Origin of the sequence: Sphaerospermopsis torques-reginae ITEP-024, from assembly GCF_019598945.1 — a bacterium.
Classification (GTDB): Bacteria; Cyanobacteriota; Cyanobacteriia; order Cyanobacteriales; family Nostocaceae; genus Sphaerospermopsis.
Window position 1 is genome coordinate 3,609,662 of record NZ_CP080598.1, and the last position, 22,105, is coordinate 3,631,766.

Genomic DNA, 22,105 nt, shown 5'->3' on the forward strand with positions numbered 1-22,105 from the left:
CAAAAAAAATTTATGAAGGCTAATTACAGCAAATTATTGACCAATATCGCTGGAATATTGGGAGTAACAGGAGTTGGTCTCCTGATTACTTTACCATCTAGAGCGGAAGTATTTCCAAATCATGATACCAATATAAACAGTAAAACACAGATAGCCCAGTCTAGCGGCGATGGAGTGCTGAATCCTAGACCAAGTATTTTCAACGAACCTCCCTACAACCGTGGTACTGCACCTAGCGAAACTCCAAAAGTCACACCACCACCAGTCAGAAACAGACCTGGAACTTCAACACCAGCTACTCCCAGCACTAAACCAACCGAAACCACAGAAACCAAAAACGTTGTAGAAGTTGCTGAATCAGCGGGTAATTTTAAAACCCTCATCAAAGCTTTAGAAGCGGGTGGACTTAAAGAAACTTTGCAAGGTGCTGGACCATTTACAATTTTAGCGCCCACAGATGAAGCCTTTGCTAAACTACCACAGGACGCGGTGCAGGATTTGTTAAAGCCAGAAAACAAAGAGATTTTGGTGAAAATTTTAACTTATCACGTCATACCAGGTAGAGTTCTTTCTAGTGATTTAAAATCTGGAGAAGTCACCAGCTTACAAGGAGACCCCATTAAGGTTCTAGTCAATCCTTCTAGGGGAGTATTTGTGAATGATGCTCAAGTAACAAAAGCAGATATTCCCGCAAGTAACGGTGTAATTCATCAAATTGATAATTTGATTTTGCCACCAAGTCTGTAAAATCAACCCCTTGCAAATGCAGCAGGATTCAGGAGTCAGGAGTTTTTTTATTTTGGATTTTGGATTTTGGATTTTGGATTGTTTTTGTTATCTCCAATCTAAAATCTAAAATCTAAAATCTAAAATTTTTCTCCCCAGTCCCCAATTACCAATTACCAATTACCAATTAATAAAAAATGTAGAGACGCTACCTACAACGTCCCTACAAATTAATTAGCTTATTTCAAAGCTAACCGCTTGCAAAAACTGAAAATTAATAATGTGCAATTGAAAATTACCTATCATTGAAAGAAAAAAGATTGACTTGTCCAATGGAAAACTGTGATCTTTTTCCGCTGAAAAAAGGGAGACTTGAAGAATGGGGTAATTATCAATTGTCAATTATCAATTATCAATTGGTAAATTAGCGAGATTTAGCCGTAGTTTTGCCGTCACCAGACTGAGCTTGTTGAAGTAACTGTGGTAGTAACTGCTCTAGTTTTTGCGCTGTTTGTTCTTCTTGCTGCAAATTTTGTTGTAGCAACTGTACCACTTGGTTTTGTCCCATCTGTTCAGCACCTTTGATCAAGCACCGATAACAAGCAATTTCCAAATGTTCGACTACTAACTGTCCACCTGCTATTCCCTGTTCGAGAATTTTTTGACTTTCAGCAGCCAAAAGCATGAATTTTTGACCGTCACTGATCACACCAGCAGCAGCATCACAAGTAACTCGTTGTGGTTGTTGTCCCAGAGTGGTAAAAACCTGCTCTAAATTTCTAATTTGTTGCTCAGTTTCGCGGATGTGGGTTTCAATTAAAGACTTCAATTGATTGTTTTGACAACATTGCCACATCATCTGTTGAGCTTCTAAAAAGCGATGTTCAGCATCATACATCGCACCAATTTCGTAAATGAATTTATCTTGTGAGCTAGAGATTTTTTTTACGCCAGGACGTTCGCTCAGTTGAACCATTGTTTTTCTCCTGAAGGTTAAACGCTGTTTCCAACAGTCGTTCCTTATAACCCTACGTTTAGCCTTGAGTCTTCTCTTCATACCTAAGATACAGTTTATATGTTACATTTAACGGCTATTTGTGCAGCTAAACATAAGACTTGGGGTAGATTTGGTTGATTAAGTTAAAGTAAAGATAGGTAAAGATAGTGATTTCATATAAATGACTGCTCCCAACTTAGAGATAATTTCTACTCAGTTAGAAAGTCCAAATTTGCGCGATCGCATGGTAGCCCTTGCTAACCTGCGGAATATACCATCAGAAGATGCTGTACCTTTGATTAAAAAGGTATTGAATGATGAATCTTTGCAACTGCGATCAATGGCAGTATTTGCTTTAGGTATCAAACAAACCCCAGAATGTTATCCTATTCTGGTGAGGATTTTGGAAACTGACCCAGATTATGGTATCCGTGCTGACGCTGCCGGTGCTTTGGGATATTTGGGTGATAACAGAGCAGTTGAGGCACTATCACGGGCATTTTATGAAGATACAGATTGGTTAGTTAGATTTAGTGCCGCTGTGGCGTTAGGTAATATTAAAGACTCCCGCGCCCATGATATTTTAATTCAAGCACTGGATAGCCAAGAAGTAGTGATCCAACAAGCTGCTATTTCAGCTTTGGGAGAAATTAAATCTATTGACTCTGTAGATTATATCCTGCGCTTTGCTCAAGCCGAAGATTGGTTAGTGCGTCAGCGTCTAGCAGAAGCTTTGGGTAATCTCCCTACTCCCAAGAGTGTTTCAGCTTTGAAATACTTAGAAAAAGACAGTCATCCTCATGTTGCCCAAGCTGCAACGATTTCTCTCAAGAGACTCCAAGAAATAGAAAATCAAGTTTAGGCAACGCTTCCTGTTAACGTTTAATAATAAAAGTGGTAAGCATTCAGCTATCAGTCGTCAGCAGTCAGCTTTTGAGGCTTACACCCAAAATACCTATTTGATAACCAACAAATTTCTTAAACATTCTGACTCCTGACTCCTGACTCCTGACTCCTTACTTACTTTGTATTTTGCGCCAGGATAATTTGATTCATGAATATTGAAGAGTTTTTTGAGTTAAGTGCTGGGAAATGGTTCTCTCACCGTACAAGTCACCATTTGGCCTTTAAGCAATCAGAAGATGGTAAATCAGACATCGTGATTGAAATGCTGGCCGCAGATCATCCAGAAGTAATCAAACTCTGTGAACAGTATGAAGTTCATCCCAGTACAACTTCCTGTGGTGCGAGAGTTACCTGGAAGGGAACAATGGAATGGGATGAAGAAAAACACGAAGGTTCTACGGTTTTAGTTACTGTACCTGATGCAGATAAACCCGGAGAAGGTAAGTTACTGCGAGAAATGGGTTATGCAGAAAAAGCACCCGTAGCAGGAACTTACAAAATGGGTGAAGATGGTGCTTTAACTTTAATTACTGAGTATGAAACCATGTGGTCTGAGGAAAGACTATGGTTTGCTAGTCCTAATCTGCGGATGCGGGTAAGTGTCCTCAAGCGTTTTGGTGGTTTTAGTATGGCTTCTTTCACTTCTGAGATTCGCATGGGTGCGACGGAAGCATCTAAAAAAGCGATGGAAGCAGCTAATACAGTTAACGCCAGCGCCGGTTAACAAATTTTTGATTGACAAAGTAGGGGTTTAGCAATGCTAAATCCTTACCTTACCTGAACTCACAATGTAAGGGAGCATCCCAAATGTGTAAGTTGATTTTTTTTGATTGAACCGCAAAGGACGCAAAGTACACAAAGGTAAGAGGTTTTCCGAGAGTTTTTGGTGTAGCAGCGTTTATTTTTTCAAAATTGGGATGCTCTGTGTTTTTATAGTAAAAAACTCATTGTATTAACAATGAATAACAAAGGATTCAGGGTTGGGGTGTGGGAGAGCGATCGCTCTCATGAATGAATGTATTAGGTTTTAATGTATTAGGTTTTATTGATTGATTTAAAATCTCAAACCCACACCACCCTGTAAAGATAAAGCTGTACCTCCACCATTGCGGTAAGCATCAAAAGCAATAATAGCATTACCAAAAATCACAGTCTTAGTATTAGGGACATTGGGCATTGGGCATTGGGCATTGGGCATTGGGCATTGGGTTATTTATCTTCCCAGTCCCCAGTCCCCATCTCACAAGGGTAGGTTTTTTACATTGTCGTGAGGGCAAGACTTGGATGACTTGGAAGGACAGTGGACAAGGGAGGAAAACCGTACAAAATCAGATGCTCTTGGTAACCAAAAAAGTCCGTTAAAATATTGGTATGCGTATCAAATCTTCCTTGTCTACCTTCCCTCCTTGTCTTCCAGGTCCTGCCTTCACAGTTAATATTAAAAACCTACCCCTGTGAGAGTCCCCAGTCCCCAATCACCAATACTATGGACAACGGGAATGAATACCGCCCTTGGTACAAATGAAAGCTAGTTGCTGGGCATCTAAATTTTTAGCATTGCTAAAATCGACACCTTGGACTATGGCAGCTTGTGAACCGAGATCGGAAGTTTCTACAAACCTATCTCCGGGATCTTGTTTACCAGGAAAAAGTATAGTGCCTTGAAAATCAGCACCGTCTAAATTTGCCCCCCGTAAATCTGCGCGGCTGATATCAGCATTTCGCAGGTTGGCATTTTTCAGGTTGGCAGAGCGTAAAACAGCACCAGCAAGACGAGCCGCACTGAAATTAGCATTGGTAAGATTAGCATGATCTAAATAGGCTTCAGATAAATCTGCACCTTGCCAATTGGTGTTAGTTAAATTGGCATAAGATAATTGTGTACCTATGGCAGAAACACGACCTAACTGAGCAGCATACATATCTGCTTCCATTAATTTTGCGTCGCTGATATCTGCCCCTGTGAAAATCGCATCTTCCAAAATTGCCTTTTGCAAATCACTACTGATAAGTTGGGTACTGCTGAGGTTAGCACCCACTAACCGGGCATGAGATAAGTTAGCTTTATTCAGGGTAGCGCGGCTTAAATCACTGTGTTTCATTAACACACGACTAAGGTTGGCTTCGTTGAGGTTGGCTTGTTTGAGTTGAGTTTTAGTCAAATCAGCAATGACATCATCATAAGTATCCCAGCGCCCATCTTCACCTGCACTACGGAAGCGACTACCTTTTAATTGAGCTTGGTTAAGATTGGCAGATTTAAACACAACTCCCGATAAATCAGCATTTTCTAGTACCAAGTTAAATACAGAACTTTCTTCAAAGCTTTTTGCACCCAGTTGGATACTACTTAAATCAATGTCATTAATTTTGCCACTATAGACAGACAAAATCTTGTTGATTGCCTGTTGGTTAAGATTTAATTGTTGTTCTCTGATATTTCCGAAATTGCCGCCTGATTCGAGTTCCCCAGCGAGAAACAGATTCATGCGTTTTAATTCTGGTAAAGCTTGAATTCCAATATTTGCCAGTGCTTGTTGAATAGTATCTAGGATGTTAGGGTCAGTTTCCTTCACCAGTAGATCCACTAGAAATTTGATAGATTGTGTATCATTAATACCACCCAAGGCGAGAATAGCCCTTTGGCGTTCTTCGTCGCTGACACCAGAATCAGGATTAATTGGTTTTACGAGTTCGAGAAATTTTTGAGTGTTAACCAACTGGGTTTTCCGCAGGTTTTCTTGGGTTTGGATGTAAATTTGTGTGCCTACTAAAGTTGACAACACAGCAATCATGCTGGTTACACCAACCACAAACAAGATAAAATTAGGACTGCGGGCTATTTTTAGTTTAGGGATGGACTCCTTAATAGATGTATCTGTTGGTTCTTCATTTTCTGGCTGTGGCGGCTCGCTGGTATTTTCTACAGGTGTTTTGATTGGTTTGTTGATGTCTTTAACATCTATGGTATATGTACCTGCCAACTGATCATGGAAGGCGCGACGACGTTTTTGGGAAGTCCAACCCATGCCTTCACCTAGCACCAAAACAATAGCTAAAAATGTGAATAAGCCTAAATCTGGAAAAGCAAAGCTGTAGCGCCAGAGGATATAAGCAATGGCAACTGGACTAGTCCAGCGCCCTAGCCCTTCACGAACTACAACAGACCTTAAACCAGGAGCTTTACCCTCATCATTAACAACCCGCACCCCAAACCAACGTTTGGGAATGGTGCTGCCGGTTTTACCCAGTAAATACAACTGCCATCCTGAGAGGACCAGAGGTGTTAAGAGGGCGATAGTCCATAAAAAATTAGTGGGACTGGTAACATTACGAATACCATAACTAATTGGTAGGGCTAAAGGCCGGGCGATCGCTCTTTCTGTGAGTACCAACACCGGATTTAAAGGTACTCTTTGCAGATCGCTACGAGAATTGGCATAAACACCAATGCCAAAGGGAATTAACCCGCTGGCTACCACTAATGTAATTTCTGCTGCCCAAGCGCCTAAACGCCTTGTTGCTAAGGGCAGGGATTTAACTTTTTCCGGTTTTTGGGACTGATTAGATTGATCAATATTTCTCCTCACGGTTGGGGTAGTCATTGCATAATTTCCCTTTGATTCTATGTTTACGCCAATCTATACATCTATACAAGTTTTTGGCGGCGCGGTTAAAATAAGCTATTGCTTACGTTGCAAGCTATTAGACACCAAAAATTTGTATCCAAGATACACTAACCCCGCCAATAGTGCCAGACTGATCACAGATGCTACCAATCTAAATACTGTTTGCAGTACCATGAAGCCCAAGAGTATTCCTACACCAGTAACGGCAAGCTTTTTTATCCCTGATAAACCTTGAAACCAAATTTGAAAACGCTGAAAATTTCGGTTTAATTTAGCAAACATAGTTTGATTTGGGTAATACGTCTGTTTTTGCGTCTCTTGTGAGTTGGGTTGGGTGGAAAATGAACTTATTTCCGCCTCTAGTTGTTCCAAACGACGCTGCAATTCTTCTTCTGGTTGAGGATTCATAATTTTTTTACCCCAGCTATAGATTCTACAACCGACCAAGTATATCCATATTTGGGGGTTGTGTTAGTGATTTTAGCTAATATCTATATGTAGGGAATGGTCTTGAAGTCTTGTCGTGAGGCTTAGGAGTCAGGAGTCAGGAGTCAGGAGTCAGGAGGAAGAATCAGAAGCAGCTAAGAATAGTCTGGAAGAAAGGAAAAGTGATTGGTTTTTGATGGGTTAAATTTCTATTCCTTGGACTATTATCGCTTTTATCTCCCTAAATCTCTTGCTTTCTCTAGGTTTTACATTTATTCAGCATCCCATGTACAAAACCTCTGTAGGTACGGAAATGAATGTATCTTGTCTATAGCCAGAATTTTCTACCTCTCCTGTGTCAATTCAGGATATTTTTATGCTGAGTTACAAATTCACCCAATTTCCAAATCAAAATTAAATAACAACTCAATAAAAATTGATACTTGAACATTGGGAACAATATACCATTGTCTTGAGTCTAATAAACCAGAATATATAGCACTATATTAATCTATCAAGAGTCGGGAGCATGAATAAAAATGAAGACATTAAAACTACTGACTTTTGTTCCCGCAACTTTGGTTATGAGTTTGGTATTTAACCAAGCTGTTTTAGCACAAACTCCATTTATCCAAATTAACAAGCAACTCCCGACAGATCCTTTGGTTGTCAATGGCATATCTGGGGGAACAGTTCAGAGTAATTGCGGGAATATTACCACTCAACCTAGTCAAGTTCTTCAGGTACAAGAATCTTTACCTTATTTACGCTTAACTGTTGAGGGACAGGGACACCCTACAATGTTGATTGATGGACCAGGGGGGCGCTTTTGTGTGTTGGCAGATAATTACTCTGCAAAGAAACCAGAACTGTCTGGTTTTTGGCAAGCTGGCAATTATTTACTGTACGTAGGTAATTTATCCCCAGGTAAACATAATTATGCTCTCTCTATTTCTCAACAAAAGAATTGAGGTGACTGGGGACTGGTGACTGGTGACTGGTGACTGGTGACTGGTGACTGGGGACTGGTGACTGGGGACTGGTGACTGGTGACTGGTGACTGGTGACTGGTGACTGGGGACTGGGGACTGGTGACTGGGGACTGGTGACTGGTGACTGGTGACTGGTGACTGGTGACTGGTGACTGGTGACTGGTGACTGGTGACTGGGGACTGGGGACTGGTGACTGGTGACTGGTGACTGGTGACTGACTGGTGACTGGTGACTGGTGACTGGTGACTGGTGACTGGTGACTGGGGACTGGGGACTGGTGACTGGGGACTGGTGACTGGGGACTGGTGACTGGTGACTGGTGACTGGTGACTGGTGACTGGTGACTGGTGACTGGACTGGGGACTGGTGACTGGTGACTGGTGACTGGGGACTGGTGACTGGTGACTGGTGACAAAAAAATGCGATTACCGCAGCCGGAGAACCTGAACCACCACGTAACCTGAGAATACCAATTACTAGGGTAGCGCCTTGGGGTGGCAGTTGATCTAAGTTGGTGAGGTTTTCTAGGACAATCCGTGGTTTTGCTAGTATCAAACTATTAGTGGTAAAATTATTATCTTGCCCTGAGTCTACACCGTGGGTATCAATTCCCACCCCGGCAATTTTTCTTTCAGTAATTAAAAACTCGGTGGCTTTACCGCTAAACCCTGGAAAGTGCATATTTCCATCTGTATCCTGGTTGAAGAAGGCGTTTTTATCTAGCCATTTATGTTGCCAACCCGTATAAAGTAACACTATATAACCGGGTTTAATAGTGCCAAATTCTGCTTCCCATGTCAAAATGTCAGCTACAGTTAAAAGATAATCAGGGTTTTCTGTTGCTTGTTGACAGATATCTATAACTACCGCAGGTACTACAAGAGACTGAGCGGAATATTCATCAATGCTGATACCGTCACCGTGAAAACTATTAGGGGCATTGATATGAGTAGCACTATGTTCACCCATAGAAAACCGTCGCAGATAATAGCCATCGTCTTGTAGTTCGGCTACAGTGGTAAATTTGACGGGAGGATCACCAGGCCATTGTGGTATACCTGTGTCAATTATATGACTCAGGTGGATAACACGGGAATAGGTGATATTGTTTGGCTGTTGGGGTTGTATAGTAATATTCCTCTGTGATTCGGCTATTATTTATCATAAATAATCCCCCAATTCCTGTAAATACCAGGTCGGTTGGGGGTTAATTACAAGTTTAAAATGTTGCAGCAAAAAGTGAATTTAACCTTAGTGAACACCTAAAAGGTTAATGTTGTGCAAACATAAGATTAAGTTTAGGTAAATTGTCAGAATTGGTGATTGGTGATTGGTGATTGGTGATTGGTGATTGGTGATTGGTGATTGGTGATTGGTGATTGGGATTTATCAGGATGATTCAGAAACAGAACTGTGTTTACGTCGCTGTGCTTACTGGGTTTCATTACGTGAACAACCCCAAACACAAAACACCGAAACCCTTACTGTTTATATACCCCGCAAAAATGTATTTACAGTTGATGCTTTAAAAAATTTAATGCAAACAATCCAAACAGGAGGGACTTTATGAAAGCAATTATTAATGATGTAGAAATTCTCAATCATTTACAACCTCAACAAATAGATAAATATTTAAAATCTAAAGGTTGGCATGAACAAAGTGTTATTCCTAATAAAGTTTCTATTTGGATACAGGATAACTATTCAGAGAATAAACTCAAAATTCAATTACCTGTAGACCAAAACTTTGATGATTATTCCCAGCGTATATATGATGTAATTGAAACCTTATCAAAAGCCGAAAACCGCTCACAATTCGATATTTTAGGTGAAATTATTACTGATGCACCTAATTTAACTATTCAAGCTGTGGTTAGTCAGATTCAAACACCAAACACCACAGAATTAAAAGGAGAAATTCAATTATTTGGCGTGGTATTTGATAAACTGCGGCAAATCAAAACTATACTGGAAAATCATGATTATATTTTAGCTATTAAAGCCTATCAAGAACGTTTACCAATTCGTTGTACAGGCGATTTGTTTAAGGAAAATGACCAGTTTATTTTACAAAATCCCCACAATTTTCAAATTGATAATATTTGAATGCTTAGATAGGGTTTAGGTAGAGATATTGATGGGTTTTTGGTACTGAGGAAGAAAATTTTTAAGAAATGATAAGTAAAGGTTGAAAATCTAGGTTGAATATGTTAAATTACTGGAAATGGTAAAAATATTTCGACACCACAAGCCCGAACCTTGAAAACCGCATAACTTCGTTGACTGGTGTGGATCGTTTACAGGATCAGCGTTTCCGGTTTTACAATGCCTTACTTATTGAGAATTTTTTGGCACTTATTGAGAATCAAAAAAGTGGTGTCGAAATGGGGATCTGAAACCCTTGCTCTGTAAGGCTTCCAAAAGTGAACTCTTTCCAAATCAACTTCCCCGCAAGGGGATGGAAACTTTAATTTGTAACCAGAGGGGATCTGGGTATTCAAGCTTTCCAAATCAACTTCCCCGCAAGGGGATGGAAACTCATTTATTTTCTTATCCATCTCTGGCGCTTTCTCAACGCCAAGAATGCTTTCCAAATCAACTTCCCCGCAAGGGGATGGAAAAAGTGCTAAACTACCTAGTATTACAATCGAAAAATGCTAAGATTAAGAGTAGCCTAGTTCAACCTAACTTCAACACTATGACTAATATTAATATCACTGTACCTGAAGCCCTAAAAAGTTTTATTGATGAAGAAATTGCCGCAGGTAATTATAATTCAGCGAGTGAATATTTACAACAGTTAATCATTCAAGAAGCAAGACGGAAAAATAAAGGAAATTTAGAAGATTTTGGAATAAAGTATCAAGAATTGGAAAGTGCTTTAGATGAATTAGCTGATGATTTTGCAGCGTGTGTTGGTGCAAACGCACCTATTTTATCTGATTATGCTGTTAGTCGTGAAAGTATTTATGAAGACCATTATTAAAAATAGAAAATGGAATATTTAGTAGAACCTAAATTCAACACTTTCATAAATTTTACTCCTTAATTTTAAAGACTATTACAAAAATAAAAACATCCCACTGATCTTCCTTCGCGTGAAATAACAAACTAATCACAAGGATTTTTTACATCACACTGAGTTAGCATCTTTGCTCTTTTAACAAACTTTTCATCAAATGTATAAAACTGAGAACAGTTTTGACTATTAGCTAAATGAAAAGCATCAGCAAAATCTAAACCATTTTCATGCCATTCAATTACTTGAGCAATTAAAATAGGATTATTTAGGTAAATATTAGGTAAACCAAACAAATTTCTCAAAGCCTTACATATATCATGAGGTTTAAACTTATATCTAAACCTTAACACCCATTCCGTTTCCAAGATGACTGTATCTGCAATAAAAACATCATGATTTTGTAATATCTCTCTACTTTTTTGAAACTGTAATTCATCATCTTGAGTTAAAAATCTGACAATTATATTTGTATCAATCGCAATCATGCCACATTTCCTCAACACCTTGACGAATAGCATCTTCCATATCTTCCAGGGTTGCAGGTTCACCATCATATTTTAAACAACCTGCTACATCCTCCAACTTAGTTACTGGAAAAGGCTTTTTAGGTTGTAATAAAATCCCATTACCCATATCAATAATAATAAATTCCTGACCTGCATTCCAATGATGCGCTTCTCGTAAAGATTGGGGAATAATGACCTCTCCTTGAGGAGACAATTTGGTAATTTCCATAATGTCTAAACAATAAAACCATAACACTAATTATAACACATAAATAAATAGCAAAAACCCATAAAATTGGTATCAGTTATCCATTTTAATCAGCAAAACAAATACACTCGTTTTGTACAGGTTTAGCACTGATAAACTCCTACGAGAAATGCGATTTTCTCAGATACATATTTGAGGTTTTATTTCCATTAAGTTCTAACTACTCTCCCAGTCACCTATCACATATCATTTGTAACCTTGTTGCATCAGTAGTGGAGGTTTTCATTTTTTGTGTTATAACCCACTCAGAAAATGAATTTAGACAGTAACGATTATATGGAACTAGACAAATTAACCAGGTTTAAAGAGTACGGTGAGTTTATCCTCCGCAAAATTGACTCTGTACCCCAACGCCCCTCCCAACAAGAAGATTGGGTCCCTACTAGCCTGGATGACTGTCTGGTGCGCTTGCGAGAAGCTGCACAGAAGACTGTGGAAATGGCCACTTCACCTGTGAAAATTGGTGTGATGGGTGAGTTTAGCAGTGGTAAAAGTTTACTGTTAGGAAGTTTAATTGGTTTTGCGGATGCTTTACCTGTAAGTGAAAACCCGACGACGGGAAATGTGACTGCTATTCATATTAAACCACAAGAAGGTTTTGCTACAACAAAAATAGATAATTACACCGTTGAGTATTTATCTCATGAAGGGGTAAATGAGTGTTTACACTTCATGTTATCAGAAGCAAACCGTCGGGCTGTGGCTGCTGGTTTACCACCTTTACAAGTTGCTAAAATTAAAACTGGTAAAGATATTTCTCTTTGGTGTGAGGAAGCTTGGAAGAGTTCCAATAATTTAGAATTACGCTATTTATTGCGTGAGTTAGTATTATTTTTGCGGGCTTATCAAGCTTATGGTGAGGCTTTGTGTGGTAAGCATTATCATATTGATGCAGCAACGGCAAAGGAAGGTTTACAATTAATTGATTTGCCGATGGCGATTCAAACTTTGAGATTTGATGATTTACCGCCGGCACATATTCGTTTACCGAATGCACCCCAAGTTCTGCAAACTCAATTATTACAAAATAGTTTTTACCTGATTCGTAGAGTTGATATTGAGGTCAAAATATCTAGAGAAATTTGGGATTTAACCGGGGCGGAAGAATTTGTTTTGCTAGATTTTCCCGGTTTAGGTGCGGCTAATTCTGGTGCAAGAGATACTTTTTTATCATTGCGAGAATTGACACAGGTGCAGACAATTTTAGTGTTATTAAATGGTAAATCACCGGGAAGCGATCGCGCTAATAAAATATTTACCATGATGCAGCAACAACGCCCCGGGCAAGATTTAAAAGATTTAATTCTGGTTGGTGTGGGACGTTTTGATCAATTACCTTTAGAAAGTGAAGGTGGAGAAAGAATTTTAGATTTTTTAATTGAAGATCATCCTAATTCCCAACCTTTACAAACAGAGGTAGTTTTTCAAAAATTAAAAGTTCTGCAAACTATTATTGATGGTGCAGAAGCTTTTACTACTCAAAAAGAACGCATTGTTTTATTATCGCCCTTGTTAGGTTTATCAGAATTAGCCAAACGTTCTACCAAAGTCAAAGCTGGTTCAGAAGAATTTTTAGCTAATTTAGATTATCCTGATTATTTGGAACGTTCCAAGAAATTACAAGAAAAATGGGGTAAACTCAGCGATAAACTTTTAGAAAGTGAACCTCGTAATTCTCTAGGTAAACAGTTAGGTTATTTTGCCCAAGATGGGGGTGTTAGTAAACTGCGGGACTTGATTCAAAATCATGTAGCTACTCATGGTTTAAAACAATTATATGAGGATACTCGCAGGGCGGCAGATGTGATTCATCAACAACAAGAACAACTGAAATATATCCTGGCAGAAATTCATGAACAAGGTATACCTACAGCAGATAGTCCAGATTTAATGGAGTTACGTTTGGCAATTGAAAGTTTAGATAAAACCTACAGAAGCTTTCAAAAAGACTTGGGTAAAGAACCACTCAAAGATAGACGGGGAGTGGTGGTTAGTGATGTGATCAAAGATGAATTAACCTATAGGATTCTCAATTGGAGTCAGTGGACATTGTTATTTAATAAATGCCAAAATGGCACAATTACCTTAGCAGAGTCTAAAGGTGCGGCGGGTAAATTATTTGAACGGGGAAATAGAGTAAATAATTCTATTCCTAGCAAAAGTGATGATTTTTATCCAGAGTTTGAAAAAAGCGTTAAAGAACTAGAAGAATTTGCCAGCGATCGCATTCGTCAAGCTGTAGTAGACTTGTTGAATAAATTAGCCCATCAAGTAGTATTAGAACGGGAGAAAATTCAAACAATTCTTAATCCAGAGATGGAAGAATTGATAGAAGATAACTTTGGAGTTGAAGCCGCAGATTTATTTTATAAACTGTTGTTAGGATGTGATCCAAATCAGTGGAAAGAAGCAATTGTTGGAGAAATTAATAATCAAGATAAATCCATTTCTCCTGATATGATGTTTCCCCTAGCGCGACGGGATGAAAAACACAGTATTGGACAAATATTTGATTGGTCTCCTGAAAGAAATCAAACCTCATCTCGCAATGCAAATCATCAACTTTTTGTATTAAGATTGCGGGATGAAATTACAGCTAGTGCTAGTTTACATCTCGTGCAATATGTGAGTGAAGTTAATCAACAAGTAAATGCAGAATTAGAAGGAATTTTAGATCAAATAATTCCCAGTTTGCAAAACCTGTCTAAAAAAGATGAACTACTCAGATATATTGCTGCTGGAGACTCAACCCCAGAATTAGCAATTCCCACTTGGTTAGAAATTCTTGCGGATATTGCATCAATTAATGAGAGTGATATTTATGAGTATATTTAGCTGAAGAAGGGAACAGGGAATAGGGAATAGGGAACAGGGAAGAGGTATTAGTATTAGGCTGTTTTCTGCATCTACCAAAATCCAAAATCCAAAATCCAAAATCTAAAATTCATTTATGCCTGTGGAAATTATACTTCCACCCAAACATCAACTACGAGTTAAAGAAAATCAAAGTTTGGATTTACCTGCTATCCAAATTGTCGCCACCAATAGTAATATTCCCCATATCTCTCGCATTACTTGTAGCGTCAAAGGAACACCCATAGAATTAGCAGCGGAAATTCAACAAACTTATAAACATTTTAACTCTGCTACACCCCAAAAAATCTCTAATTTGTGTCAATTAGGACAATATCCTTATCAGTTAGAGAAACCTTTAAACGAAACAGTCAACTGTGATTTACAGGTGATTGTTGAGTATTTTGATTCTGATGCTACCGGAAAACCGATATTATCTATTAAGAAAAATATGGGTGTTTCCTGTAATCTTTGGTTTACACCTGATTTTCAATCAATAACTCACAAAACCATAACTAACCATAAAACTATGAATCCTTTTGAATTAGATACCTATCTCAATAAATTAAGTCAACAATTGAGTGAAAAACTCAATGAAAAACCCAAAAAAAGATTTCCGGGTTGGTTTGCGGTAGATTTTGGAACTTCTAATTCTACAGTGACACTTTTTGATCCCATTGAAGTACCTATTGCGGAAGTTTTACCCAGAGAACAAGAATTAAGATTGCGTCAAAGATTAGCAGAGTGGTTAAATTCTCCTGCTAATTTAGCTTTACCAGATATCGGTGTGAACGAGTGGGAAAAGTTCATTGCGAATATTAGTAAAAACTTAGAAATTGAACCAGAAGAATTAAGCGAAGTTTTTGAAAATGATAACAAAGAACAATTTTTAGAAGCTATTCGCCAAATTGAATTATGTTTAGGAAATAGTGACAGATTTCGCCGTGCTGTTAGCAAAAAACTTTATCAGATATATCATGAAGTTTTTCGTGTTCCTACGTTAGAATCACAAAATTTGATTCCTGTAGTTTTGGATATTGACAGACGGGAAACAGAAATTCCCAGCGAAATGGAAGTATCCCAAGTTGAACCTTTAAAATTGCAAATGGGGAGAGAAGCAAGAGACAATAGAAAAAAAGCCATTGCCCAAGGTACAATCACTTCAGTTAAAGATATAATCAGCAGATTTCATCATTCACCCAAACGTTATTTTGGACAAAATAGAACTTTCCCAGTTATCTTAAATGACTCAGAAAATAACATCCAAGTTAACCAATTAATTCAAGCAGCATGGGCGCATTTAATTGAATTAACAGAAGATTATCGTCAACGTGCCAGAAGAAGATTTTCCGAAGGAGATTTATTAACAGGAGTTTTCACCTATCCTACCGTTGCACCTCCAGTAGTGAGAAAAGAAATTAAAGCATTAGTCGAAGAATTAGGAATAGATGATGTCCAAACAGCTTATGATGAAGCGGTTTCTGTAGCTATCTTTTTTCTTTGGCGAGAATTTGGTGGTAACTTAAATATTGGTATTGAATCTTTTAAAACTCGTTGTCGGCAAGAAAAAAATAAATGGTCACAAAATGTTTTAGTGTTAGATATTGGTGGAGGTACAACAGACTTAGCATTAATTGAACTCACATTAGAAGATAAAACTCCATTTTTTGCAGATCATGAAGATCGGGGTTTAGGTGGACGTTATTATAAACTTACTCCGAAATTATTAGGTTCTTCAGGACATTTACAATTAGGTGGTGAATTAATTACCTTACGCATTTTTAGACTTTTAAAAGTTGCCATAGCTGATTTTCTCTTAACAGCAATAACTAACGGAGACATAGAAAGCGACAAACTAGAAGATTTAATCAACTCAGAATTAAACGAACGCTTTTTAGAAGATGGCAAATTTAAAAGCGGTAGTTTATTAAAGTGTGTAGACAAAGAAAATCCCGAAGGTGACGTTGCTTTTAAAGATGCTTTAGATACAGCCGAAAAAGTTCTACCAACCCGATGGCAACAAGCACCCCAACGTCTACAAACATTTTACACTCTTTGGGATTATGCCGAAGCTGCCAAACTCAAATTAGGGCAAAAATTACCAGGAGATGGTTCTTTATTAACCTTCACTCTTTCCGAACAACAAATTAGTGAACTCCTCGCCCAAAGTGCAGTTAAATTTCAAATTATTATCCCTGATGCTATCTCTATAAACATAGATAGTCAACAATTTGAACGGGCAGCAATTTCCGCAATTAAAGAAGCAATAGGTATTGCAAAAGGTTTAATGGAAAGCCGTTTAAATGCAGACAATAAACAAAAAGTAGATTGGTTAATTCTTTCTGGTAAAACCTGTAATTTGGATTTAGTGCAAAGACAAATTTACCAAGAATTTAGTAAATCTCCTTATTTTGTTTGGAATCCAGAACGGATTACATTTGTTTTAGAATTTACTAAATTAGCAACTTCCGCAGGTGCTTGTTACGCGGAAAAATTAAGAAGATTAAGATTTGATCCCGAAGAATCAAAACACCTACTAGCTAAAGGTGCAAACCAACTAGAAATAGATGTAAAAAATCTATTTTATTATCTACCTTGCAACTTTAAACGCAAAACCCAAAGTAATGAACTCTTAGGAATATTCAACGCTGGACAAGAATTATATCAACTTGCAGCAGGGGAAAGTGTAGCTAAAGTGCGGACAAATTGGCAAGGTATCCAATTAACAAATATTATCTATCGTCAAGACTATGAAGATGGAGAATTGCGTTTATGGGGTAGCTTTGACGGTAAAAATTTAATGGAGAAATTAGAAATGGAAGAACCAGAATTTCTCAAAAAAATTAAAGTCCAATTTGAAATAGATCAAACTTTGCAATTTAGCGTTTTACTCTGTCAAGGTAATCCCCATTATTTAATAGATGAGAAGGGAATAAATATCAATTCTGTCATTTACCAAGAATCAGAAACAGCAGATTTATTTACCAATGGACAATTAAAATGGAATATCGCTATTGAACAACCCCATGAAGATTTAAAAGATGGTGATATTGCGGTAAACGTATTAGAATCAGCTACCGTAGATCAACCCAATGCTTATCATTTAGTATTTGCAGTTGATAACAATCAAAATCCCAAATTGGAAACATTTCACTATTTGCAAGATGGTGTTAATGAACCAGGAAAAGGGTTAATTAGTAATCCTTTACCACCCTTCCCCCAAAATGGTCAACACACCTTTTATATATATCAAACAGATAGCGAAACCAACACCAAAAAATGGATACGTATTGGTTCATTGAGTAAACCAGACATCACCACAGATTACCCTTGTCAATATCATGTAACACTTGATCATCAAGGTATATTAAGAATGCACGCAGGAGAAGTACCTTATTGGACATCAAATAATCAAGAATGTTTAAAAGAAGAAGGATGTGTTTATCGTGCAGAATTAGAATTACAACCTAATGAGATAGATAAAGAACGCGATCCTTTCTGTGGAATACATTAAATCAATTGATAATTGACAATTGATAATTGATAATTGTTTGATTTAAGGTTGAAAACTCTTCTTTTAATGGGAATAAGAAAGAAAAAACTTTTCAATTTTCTGCCTTGAAATTAAATATAATTGTCGATTGTCAATTATTGAATTTCCTCCTGAATCCTCTAATATCTTCTTACCATGATGCAACATCTACAACAATTATTAGCAACACAAAATTCTCAAATAGCTCAATTGTTAAAATTGAATTTATACGGATTAGAAGCAACATTAAAACAAGCCAGGATCGAATACCCAAATGATCCAGGTCATGATTTATGTGAAAATGTCATTCTAGAAATTCACAATCTTTTACAACCTGAAGTAATTACAGAAAATACAGAAAATGTAGAAACTGTAATTATTGATGAATCTCACCCAGAAGAATTATTTAATGAACTCAGAGACATTTTTAATACAGATTTAGAATTAAATTTTTATTTAGGAGATGCACCACTGCAAAGTCAAAATGACACAGATTTATGGAATGAAATTCACCGTAAATTATTACGAGTTCCTGAAGATTTAGCAACAAATTGGAAAAAACGTGCTTTAGAAATAGCAGAAAAAAATGGTGCAAATTTAGATTATGTCAATCTAGAACACTTACCTTTTGTGCGGGATGAAATTATTTATCCTGGTTTAAATGGTACTGTTCAAGCTAGAGGTTTATGTTTGTCAAAAAAAGCATTTTTAAAATCAAAAATTGCCCCGTTATATAATTCAGAAGAATTGCAATTATTATCAGGATTTTTAAGTTTATATATTAAATTTATGGAAATAGAACCTGATTTACATCATGCTTTAAAGAGTGTGTTTAGCTTTGATGTTGTTTCCTTAAAATCCCAACATGAACAAAAACAACTGTATCTAGAAGTATTAAGCGATCGCCTACAACGCACCCAAAAAACTGAGGAAAATACTGACCCCATCTTAAATCTACGTGCTTGGATTGACATGGATGAATCAATACATTCCCTAGTGTTTGTTCCCCCAGCAGAACGTTATTCCTGGTGGGGAAAGTTACAACAAGAATCAAGACGTATATTGAAAAAAGTAGCCAATAAAGCCATAAAAGCCGGTCATGATGTGAAAATTAGACAATTATCAGGACTTTATGCTGATATTTGCGCGTATTCCAAAGATGATGTACAACTAGACTATGGTGGAACACCTGGAGAAGTATTAACTTGTTTGCGATTATACACACGAATCAATCAAGAAGAACATCCGGGGCGGGTGCTATTTCGATCCTTACGATGAAAACCGCAATACCATATAATTACTTCTGTTTACTGCATATCAGGTGTAGGAGTGGGTGAGGGAGTAGGAGTAGGAGTAGGAGTTGTAGGAGTGCGATCAGGTTTAGGAGTGGAAGGAGAAGGGGTTTGTTGGGCTAATAGAGTTTGTCGTGTGTTTGTCGCTTGAAAATCTTTGGGTATTGCAATAACCGCAGCAGTTCCCAAAAATGCTAATAAAGCTACGGGTGCTAAGTGTCTCATATTGTGATTCCTGCGAAAACTTATGCTACCCTATTTTGAAAAATTATCCAATTCTCTATATCTTGCTATAGGTAGCCTTACGGATGTTTCTTTAGGTAGAAAAACACATTTTCAACAAGTTCTAAATTTGCGGTTTCAGGAAGATGAAAAGAAATAATTTTACATCTATGTCAAAAAAAATGCCCAACTTATCTAAGAAGTTGGAACTAAGAAAGTTTCTAATATTTATGATTCAATTCCTGCACTTATTCCCCACCAGATAAAAACAACGGTAACACAAAAGCAGCAATAATTCCCAACAAAACAAACACCTCAATAACTCGCAAAATCAAATTACTTTGCATTAACTGATTAAATTTCTCACCCAAATTATGAGGAAGATTACCCCACCAACCACGCAACCGACTAACCCAATTTTTCGGACTATCTTGTGTTCTGAATTTCCATGACAACATTGATAATAACAAAGGCGCACCACCCACCTTAGCAGACATTAAAAGATGAATGGCTAAACAACAAACTATCATCACCCAAGCTGTTAAATGGAAATAATACCAAATATGATCAAATTCTCCTATTGGTAGCCATTCTTCCTTCATCATTCTGCCAGATACCACCGCCCAAACTGAGGCAATTAGCATCAAAGTATTTGCTAAACGTTGCAGACTCACCCACCAAATTGGTTTATTAAATTGTGAGAGTTTCTCTATAGAATCTGCTTGTAATAACCGCCTTTCACCAGCATGAAAACTATAGAGTGCAAAAGCAGGTAATAACAGTAAAAAGAATAAACCCGCAGTTCCGTGAATACCCTGAATTGGGTCGATTTTAGGAATAGGAATACTACCCAATCTTTTGTCAAAAGTGTTGTAAACTAAGAATCCGGTGATAATAGCTGCAATGACTAAAATTCCATTAATACTATGTAAAATCCGTAACAAAAGAGGTTGATAGGGTGCTGAACGAGTCATGGTAACAATTTTTAATTTTCATAATGTATAATTTTAAAATATTCTAGTGCTAATCGCAATCTAATCTGATGGATGAATATTTTTTGATGAACGAACCGCAAAGAACGCAAAGGACACAAAGGAAGAAAAAAAGAAGAAGATAAGAAATTTTCAAGTAAATCAAAATTCAAAAGTTAGCAGTTAGCAAATTGTATATATTTTATGATTAAAAGTCCTCTCCGTTATCCCGGTGGTAAATCAAGAGCAATTAAACAAATAGCCCAACATTTACCCACACAATTTACAGAATTTAGAGAACCTTTAGTTGGTGGCGGTTCTGTTTTTATTTATCTTAAACAAACCTTTCCTAACTTAAAAATTTGGATCAACGATTTAAACAAAGAAGTATTTTTATTTTGGCATATCGCCCAAAATGATTTATCTAAATTAGTTGCTGAAGTGCGTTATATTAAAGAAACCCAAAAAGACGGAAAAAAGCTATTTACAGAATTAACCACTATAGATGATATTAATAAATTAACAGATTTAGAAAGATCAGTCCGTTTTTTCGTACTTAACAGAATTACCTTTTCCGGTACAATAGAATCAGGCGGATTTTCACAAGAAGCATTTCATAAACGTTTTACCCATTCATCAATAGAAAGACTAGAAAAGTTAGCTGATATTTTAACACCAGATATCAAAATTACCAACTTAGATTACAGCGAACTATTAAAAGCAGAAGGTAAAGAAGTATTTATATTTCTAGATCCACCGTATTTAAGCAATAAAAACTCCAGATTATATGGAAAAGATGGAGACTTACACACTAAATTTGATCATCAAAAATTTGCAGATAACTTAAAAACCTGTCCTCACCAATGGTTAGTCACCTACGACAACTCAGAACAAGTACATCAAAACTTTGCCTGGGCGAAAATTGCCCAATGGGAACTACAATATGGCATGAATAACTACAAACAAAAAACAGCAGAAAAAGGACAAGAACTATTTATTACGGGAATTTAAACTAAGAATGACTACATTTATAAAATAAATATAAAGAATACCAAAAATGTTAAACTATCACGATAAAATACACCTTCAAAAGCGAAACTTTAAAGCCAGTTACTGCTTTTGTAATGGGGTAAAGTGGGATATGATTGCTGAAGGATGAATACTTACACATTATATCAAAAGTAATTGTCGGAGACAAAAAAATGAGTATTACCTGGAGTCGAGTAATAATGAATCAAGAAACGGCAAATATGTTAAAACCATTGCCGTTTCCACAATGGACAGCATTAGAAATTTCTGGAAGTGCTTGGCAAGATTTTGGCTTTCGAGAATACAAAAATATTAACTATCCAGAATACGATATTTGCTTTGAACCGTTACCAGAAAAGTTTGATTTAATTATTGCTGAACAAATTTTTGAGCATCTGTTGTACCCCTATCGCGCAGGCCGCAATGTTATTTCTATGCTTAACCCTGGAGGATATTTTCTGATTTCTGTTCCCTTTTTGGTAAAAGTTCATAATTATCCTATAGACTGCACACGCTGGACAGAAACTGGACTCAAATACTTCCTCCACGAATGTGGTTTTCCTCTAGACAATATTCAAACAGGTTCTTGGGGCAACCGTCAGTGCATTATTGCCAACTTCTCACAATGGATAGTATATGATCCTCTATCACACTCTCTTGATAACGAACCAGAGTTTCCTTATCATGTCTGGGCATTGGCTCATATTTAACATGGTAGGTTCTCCCAAAGTAT

21 protein-coding genes are annotated in these 22,105 nt (G+C 37.2%); 12 read left to right on the top strand and 9 right to left on the bottom strand.

The window, feature by feature from the left end; genetic code table 11:
• The first annotated feature begins 12 nt into the window (after window positions 1–12).
• On the top strand, window positions 13–747 hold the full coding sequence (locus tag K2F26_RS16795; protein ID WP_220608718.1) for a fasciclin domain-containing protein: 735 nt from the start codon (window positions 13–15) through the stop codon (window positions 745–747).
• Window positions 748–1,150: 403 nt separating this feature from the next.
• Here K2F26_RS16795 and K2F26_RS16800 read toward each other — a convergent pair whose 3' ends face one another.
• Window positions 1,151–1,702 (bottom strand): YciE/YciF ferroxidase family protein, encoded by a 552-nt coding sequence (locus tag K2F26_RS16800; protein ID WP_194055549.1) that lies wholly within the window; start codon window positions 1,700–1,702, stop codon window positions 1,151–1,153.
• Between the two features lie 202 nt (window positions 1,703–1,904).
• Between K2F26_RS16800 and K2F26_RS16805 the strand changes: the two genes are divergently transcribed.
• Both K2F26_RS16805 and K2F26_RS16810 read left to right on the top strand, forming a co-directional pair.
• Window positions 1,905–2,585, top strand: a complete 681-nt coding sequence (locus K2F26_RS16805; RefSeq protein ID WP_194055551.1) for a HEAT repeat domain-containing protein — start codon at window positions 1,905–1,907, stop codon at window positions 2,583–2,585.
• 192 nt (window positions 2,586–2,777) lie between these two features.
• Complete coding sequence (locus K2F26_RS16810; RefSeq protein ID WP_220608719.1) at window positions 2,778–3,353, top strand: phycobiliprotein lyase; 576 nt, start codon at window positions 2,778–2,780, stop codon at window positions 3,351–3,353.
• Window positions 3,354–3,683: 330 nt separating this feature from the next.
• On the opposite strand, the gene K2F26_RS16815 is transcribed toward K2F26_RS16810, so the two are convergent.
• The 3 genes from K2F26_RS16815 to K2F26_RS16825 all read right to left on the bottom strand — a co-directional run bounded on the left by K2F26_RS16815 (window position 3,684) and on the right by K2F26_RS16825 (window position 6,666).
• On the bottom strand, window positions 3,684–3,827 hold the full coding sequence (locus tag K2F26_RS16815) for a hypothetical protein (RefSeq protein WP_220612021.1): 144 nt from the start codon (window positions 3,825–3,827) through the stop codon (window positions 3,684–3,686).
• A 286-nt stretch (window positions 3,828–4,113) separates the two neighbouring features.
• Window positions 4,114–6,234, bottom strand: coding sequence for a pentapeptide repeat-containing protein (locus K2F26_RS16820; RefSeq protein ID WP_220608720.1), 2,121 nt, complete (start codon window positions 6,232–6,234; stop codon window positions 4,114–4,116).
• A gap of 78 nt (window positions 6,235–6,312) precedes the next feature.
• Window positions 6,313–6,666, bottom strand: a complete 354-nt coding sequence (locus K2F26_RS16825) for a hypothetical protein (protein WP_096566182.1) — start codon at window positions 6,664–6,666, stop codon at window positions 6,313–6,315.
• A 557-nt stretch (window positions 6,667–7,223) separates the two neighbouring features.
• Between K2F26_RS16825 and K2F26_RS16830 the strand changes: the two genes are divergently transcribed.
• Window positions 7,224–7,655, top strand: a complete 432-nt coding sequence (locus K2F26_RS16830) for a hypothetical protein (protein WP_220608721.1) — start codon at window positions 7,224–7,226, stop codon at window positions 7,653–7,655.
• Here the strand turns inward: K2F26_RS16830 and K2F26_RS24925 are convergent.
• Window positions 7,633–8,835 (bottom strand): cyclase family protein, encoded by a 1,203-nt coding sequence (locus tag K2F26_RS24925; protein WP_367890344.1) that lies wholly within the window; start codon window positions 8,833–8,835, stop codon window positions 7,633–7,635. The genes K2F26_RS16830 and K2F26_RS24925 overlap by 23 nt on opposite strands.
• Before the next feature lie 217 nt (window positions 8,836–9,052).
• Here K2F26_RS24925 and K2F26_RS16840 point away from each other — a divergent pair, with 217 nt between their 5' ends.
• From K2F26_RS16840 to K2F26_RS25475, 3 genes are all read left to right on the top strand, one after another.
• A complete protein-coding gene (locus K2F26_RS16840) occupies window positions 9,053–9,247 on the top strand; it encodes a DUF4365 domain-containing protein (protein ID WP_246605398.1) in 195 nt (64 codons plus the stop codon).
• Entirely contained in the window at window positions 9,244–9,783 is a 540-nt protein-coding gene (locus K2F26_RS16845; protein WP_096566190.1) for a hypothetical protein, read from the top strand. The genes K2F26_RS16840 and K2F26_RS16845 overlap by 4 nt, the downstream gene beginning before the upstream one ends.
• A 424-nt stretch (window positions 9,784–10,207) precedes the next feature.
• Window positions 10,208–10,663, top strand: coding sequence for a ribbon-helix-helix domain-containing protein (locus tag K2F26_RS25475; RefSeq protein ID WP_409349338.1), 456 nt, complete (start codon window positions 10,208–10,210; stop codon window positions 10,661–10,663).
• A gap of 125 nt (window positions 10,664–10,788) precedes the next feature.
• Here the strand turns inward: K2F26_RS25475 and K2F26_RS16855 are convergent, their stop codons facing one another.
• Both K2F26_RS16855 and K2F26_RS16860 read right to left on the bottom strand, forming a co-directional pair.
• Window positions 10,789–11,184 (bottom strand): type II toxin-antitoxin system VapC family toxin, encoded by a 396-nt coding sequence (locus K2F26_RS16855; protein ID WP_096566193.1) that lies wholly within the window; start codon window positions 11,182–11,184, stop codon window positions 10,789–10,791.
• A complete protein-coding gene (locus tag K2F26_RS16860; RefSeq protein WP_096572589.1) occupies window positions 11,171–11,434 on the bottom strand; it encodes an AbrB/MazE/SpoVT family DNA-binding domain-containing protein in 264 nt (87 codons plus the stop codon). Before K2F26_RS16860 ends, K2F26_RS16855 begins: the two co-directional genes overlap by 14 nt.
• 315 nt (window positions 11,435–11,749) lie before the next feature.
• Between K2F26_RS16860 and K2F26_RS16865 the strand changes: the two genes are divergently transcribed.
• From K2F26_RS16865 to K2F26_RS16875, 3 genes are all read left to right on the top strand, one after another.
• Complete coding sequence (locus K2F26_RS16865; RefSeq protein WP_096572590.1) at window positions 11,750–14,308, top strand: dynamin family protein; 2,559 nt, start codon at window positions 11,750–11,752, stop codon at window positions 14,306–14,308.
• Window positions 14,309–14,423: 115 nt separating this feature from the next.
• On the top strand, window positions 14,424–17,840 hold the full coding sequence (locus K2F26_RS16870) for an acetate and sugar kinases/Hsc70/actin family protein (protein WP_220608722.1): 3,417 nt from the start codon (window positions 14,424–14,426) through the stop codon (window positions 17,838–17,840).
• Between the two features lie 177 nt (window positions 17,841–18,017).
• Window positions 18,018–19,136 (top strand): hypothetical protein, encoded by a 1,119-nt coding sequence (locus K2F26_RS16875; RefSeq protein WP_220611920.1) that lies wholly within the window; start codon window positions 18,018–18,020, stop codon window positions 19,134–19,136.
• 29 nt (window positions 19,137–19,165) lie between these two features.
• Here K2F26_RS16875 and K2F26_RS16880 read toward each other — a convergent pair whose 3' ends face one another.
• Window positions 19,166–19,375, bottom strand: coding sequence for a hypothetical protein (locus tag K2F26_RS16880; protein WP_220608723.1), 210 nt, complete (start codon window positions 19,373–19,375; stop codon window positions 19,166–19,168).
• Window positions 19,376–19,620: 245 nt separating this feature from the next.
• A complete protein-coding gene (locus K2F26_RS16885; RefSeq protein ID WP_220608724.1) occupies window positions 19,621–20,346 on the bottom strand; it encodes a cytochrome b/b6 domain-containing protein in 726 nt (241 codons plus the stop codon).
• Window positions 20,347–20,547: 201 nt separating this feature from the next.
• Between K2F26_RS16885 and K2F26_RS16890 the strand changes: the two genes are divergently transcribed.
• Together K2F26_RS16890 and K2F26_RS16895 are read left to right on the top strand one after the other, a co-directional pair.
• Entirely contained in the window at window positions 20,548–21,354 is an 807-nt protein-coding gene (locus K2F26_RS16890; RefSeq protein WP_220608725.1) for a DNA adenine methylase, read from the top strand.
• Between the two features lie 191 nt (window positions 21,355–21,545).
• On the top strand, window positions 21,546–22,082 hold the full coding sequence (locus K2F26_RS16895) for a class I SAM-dependent methyltransferase (protein ID WP_194055572.1): 537 nt from the start codon (window positions 21,546–21,548) through the stop codon (window positions 22,080–22,082).
• Window positions 22,083–22,105 lie beyond the last annotated feature (23 nt).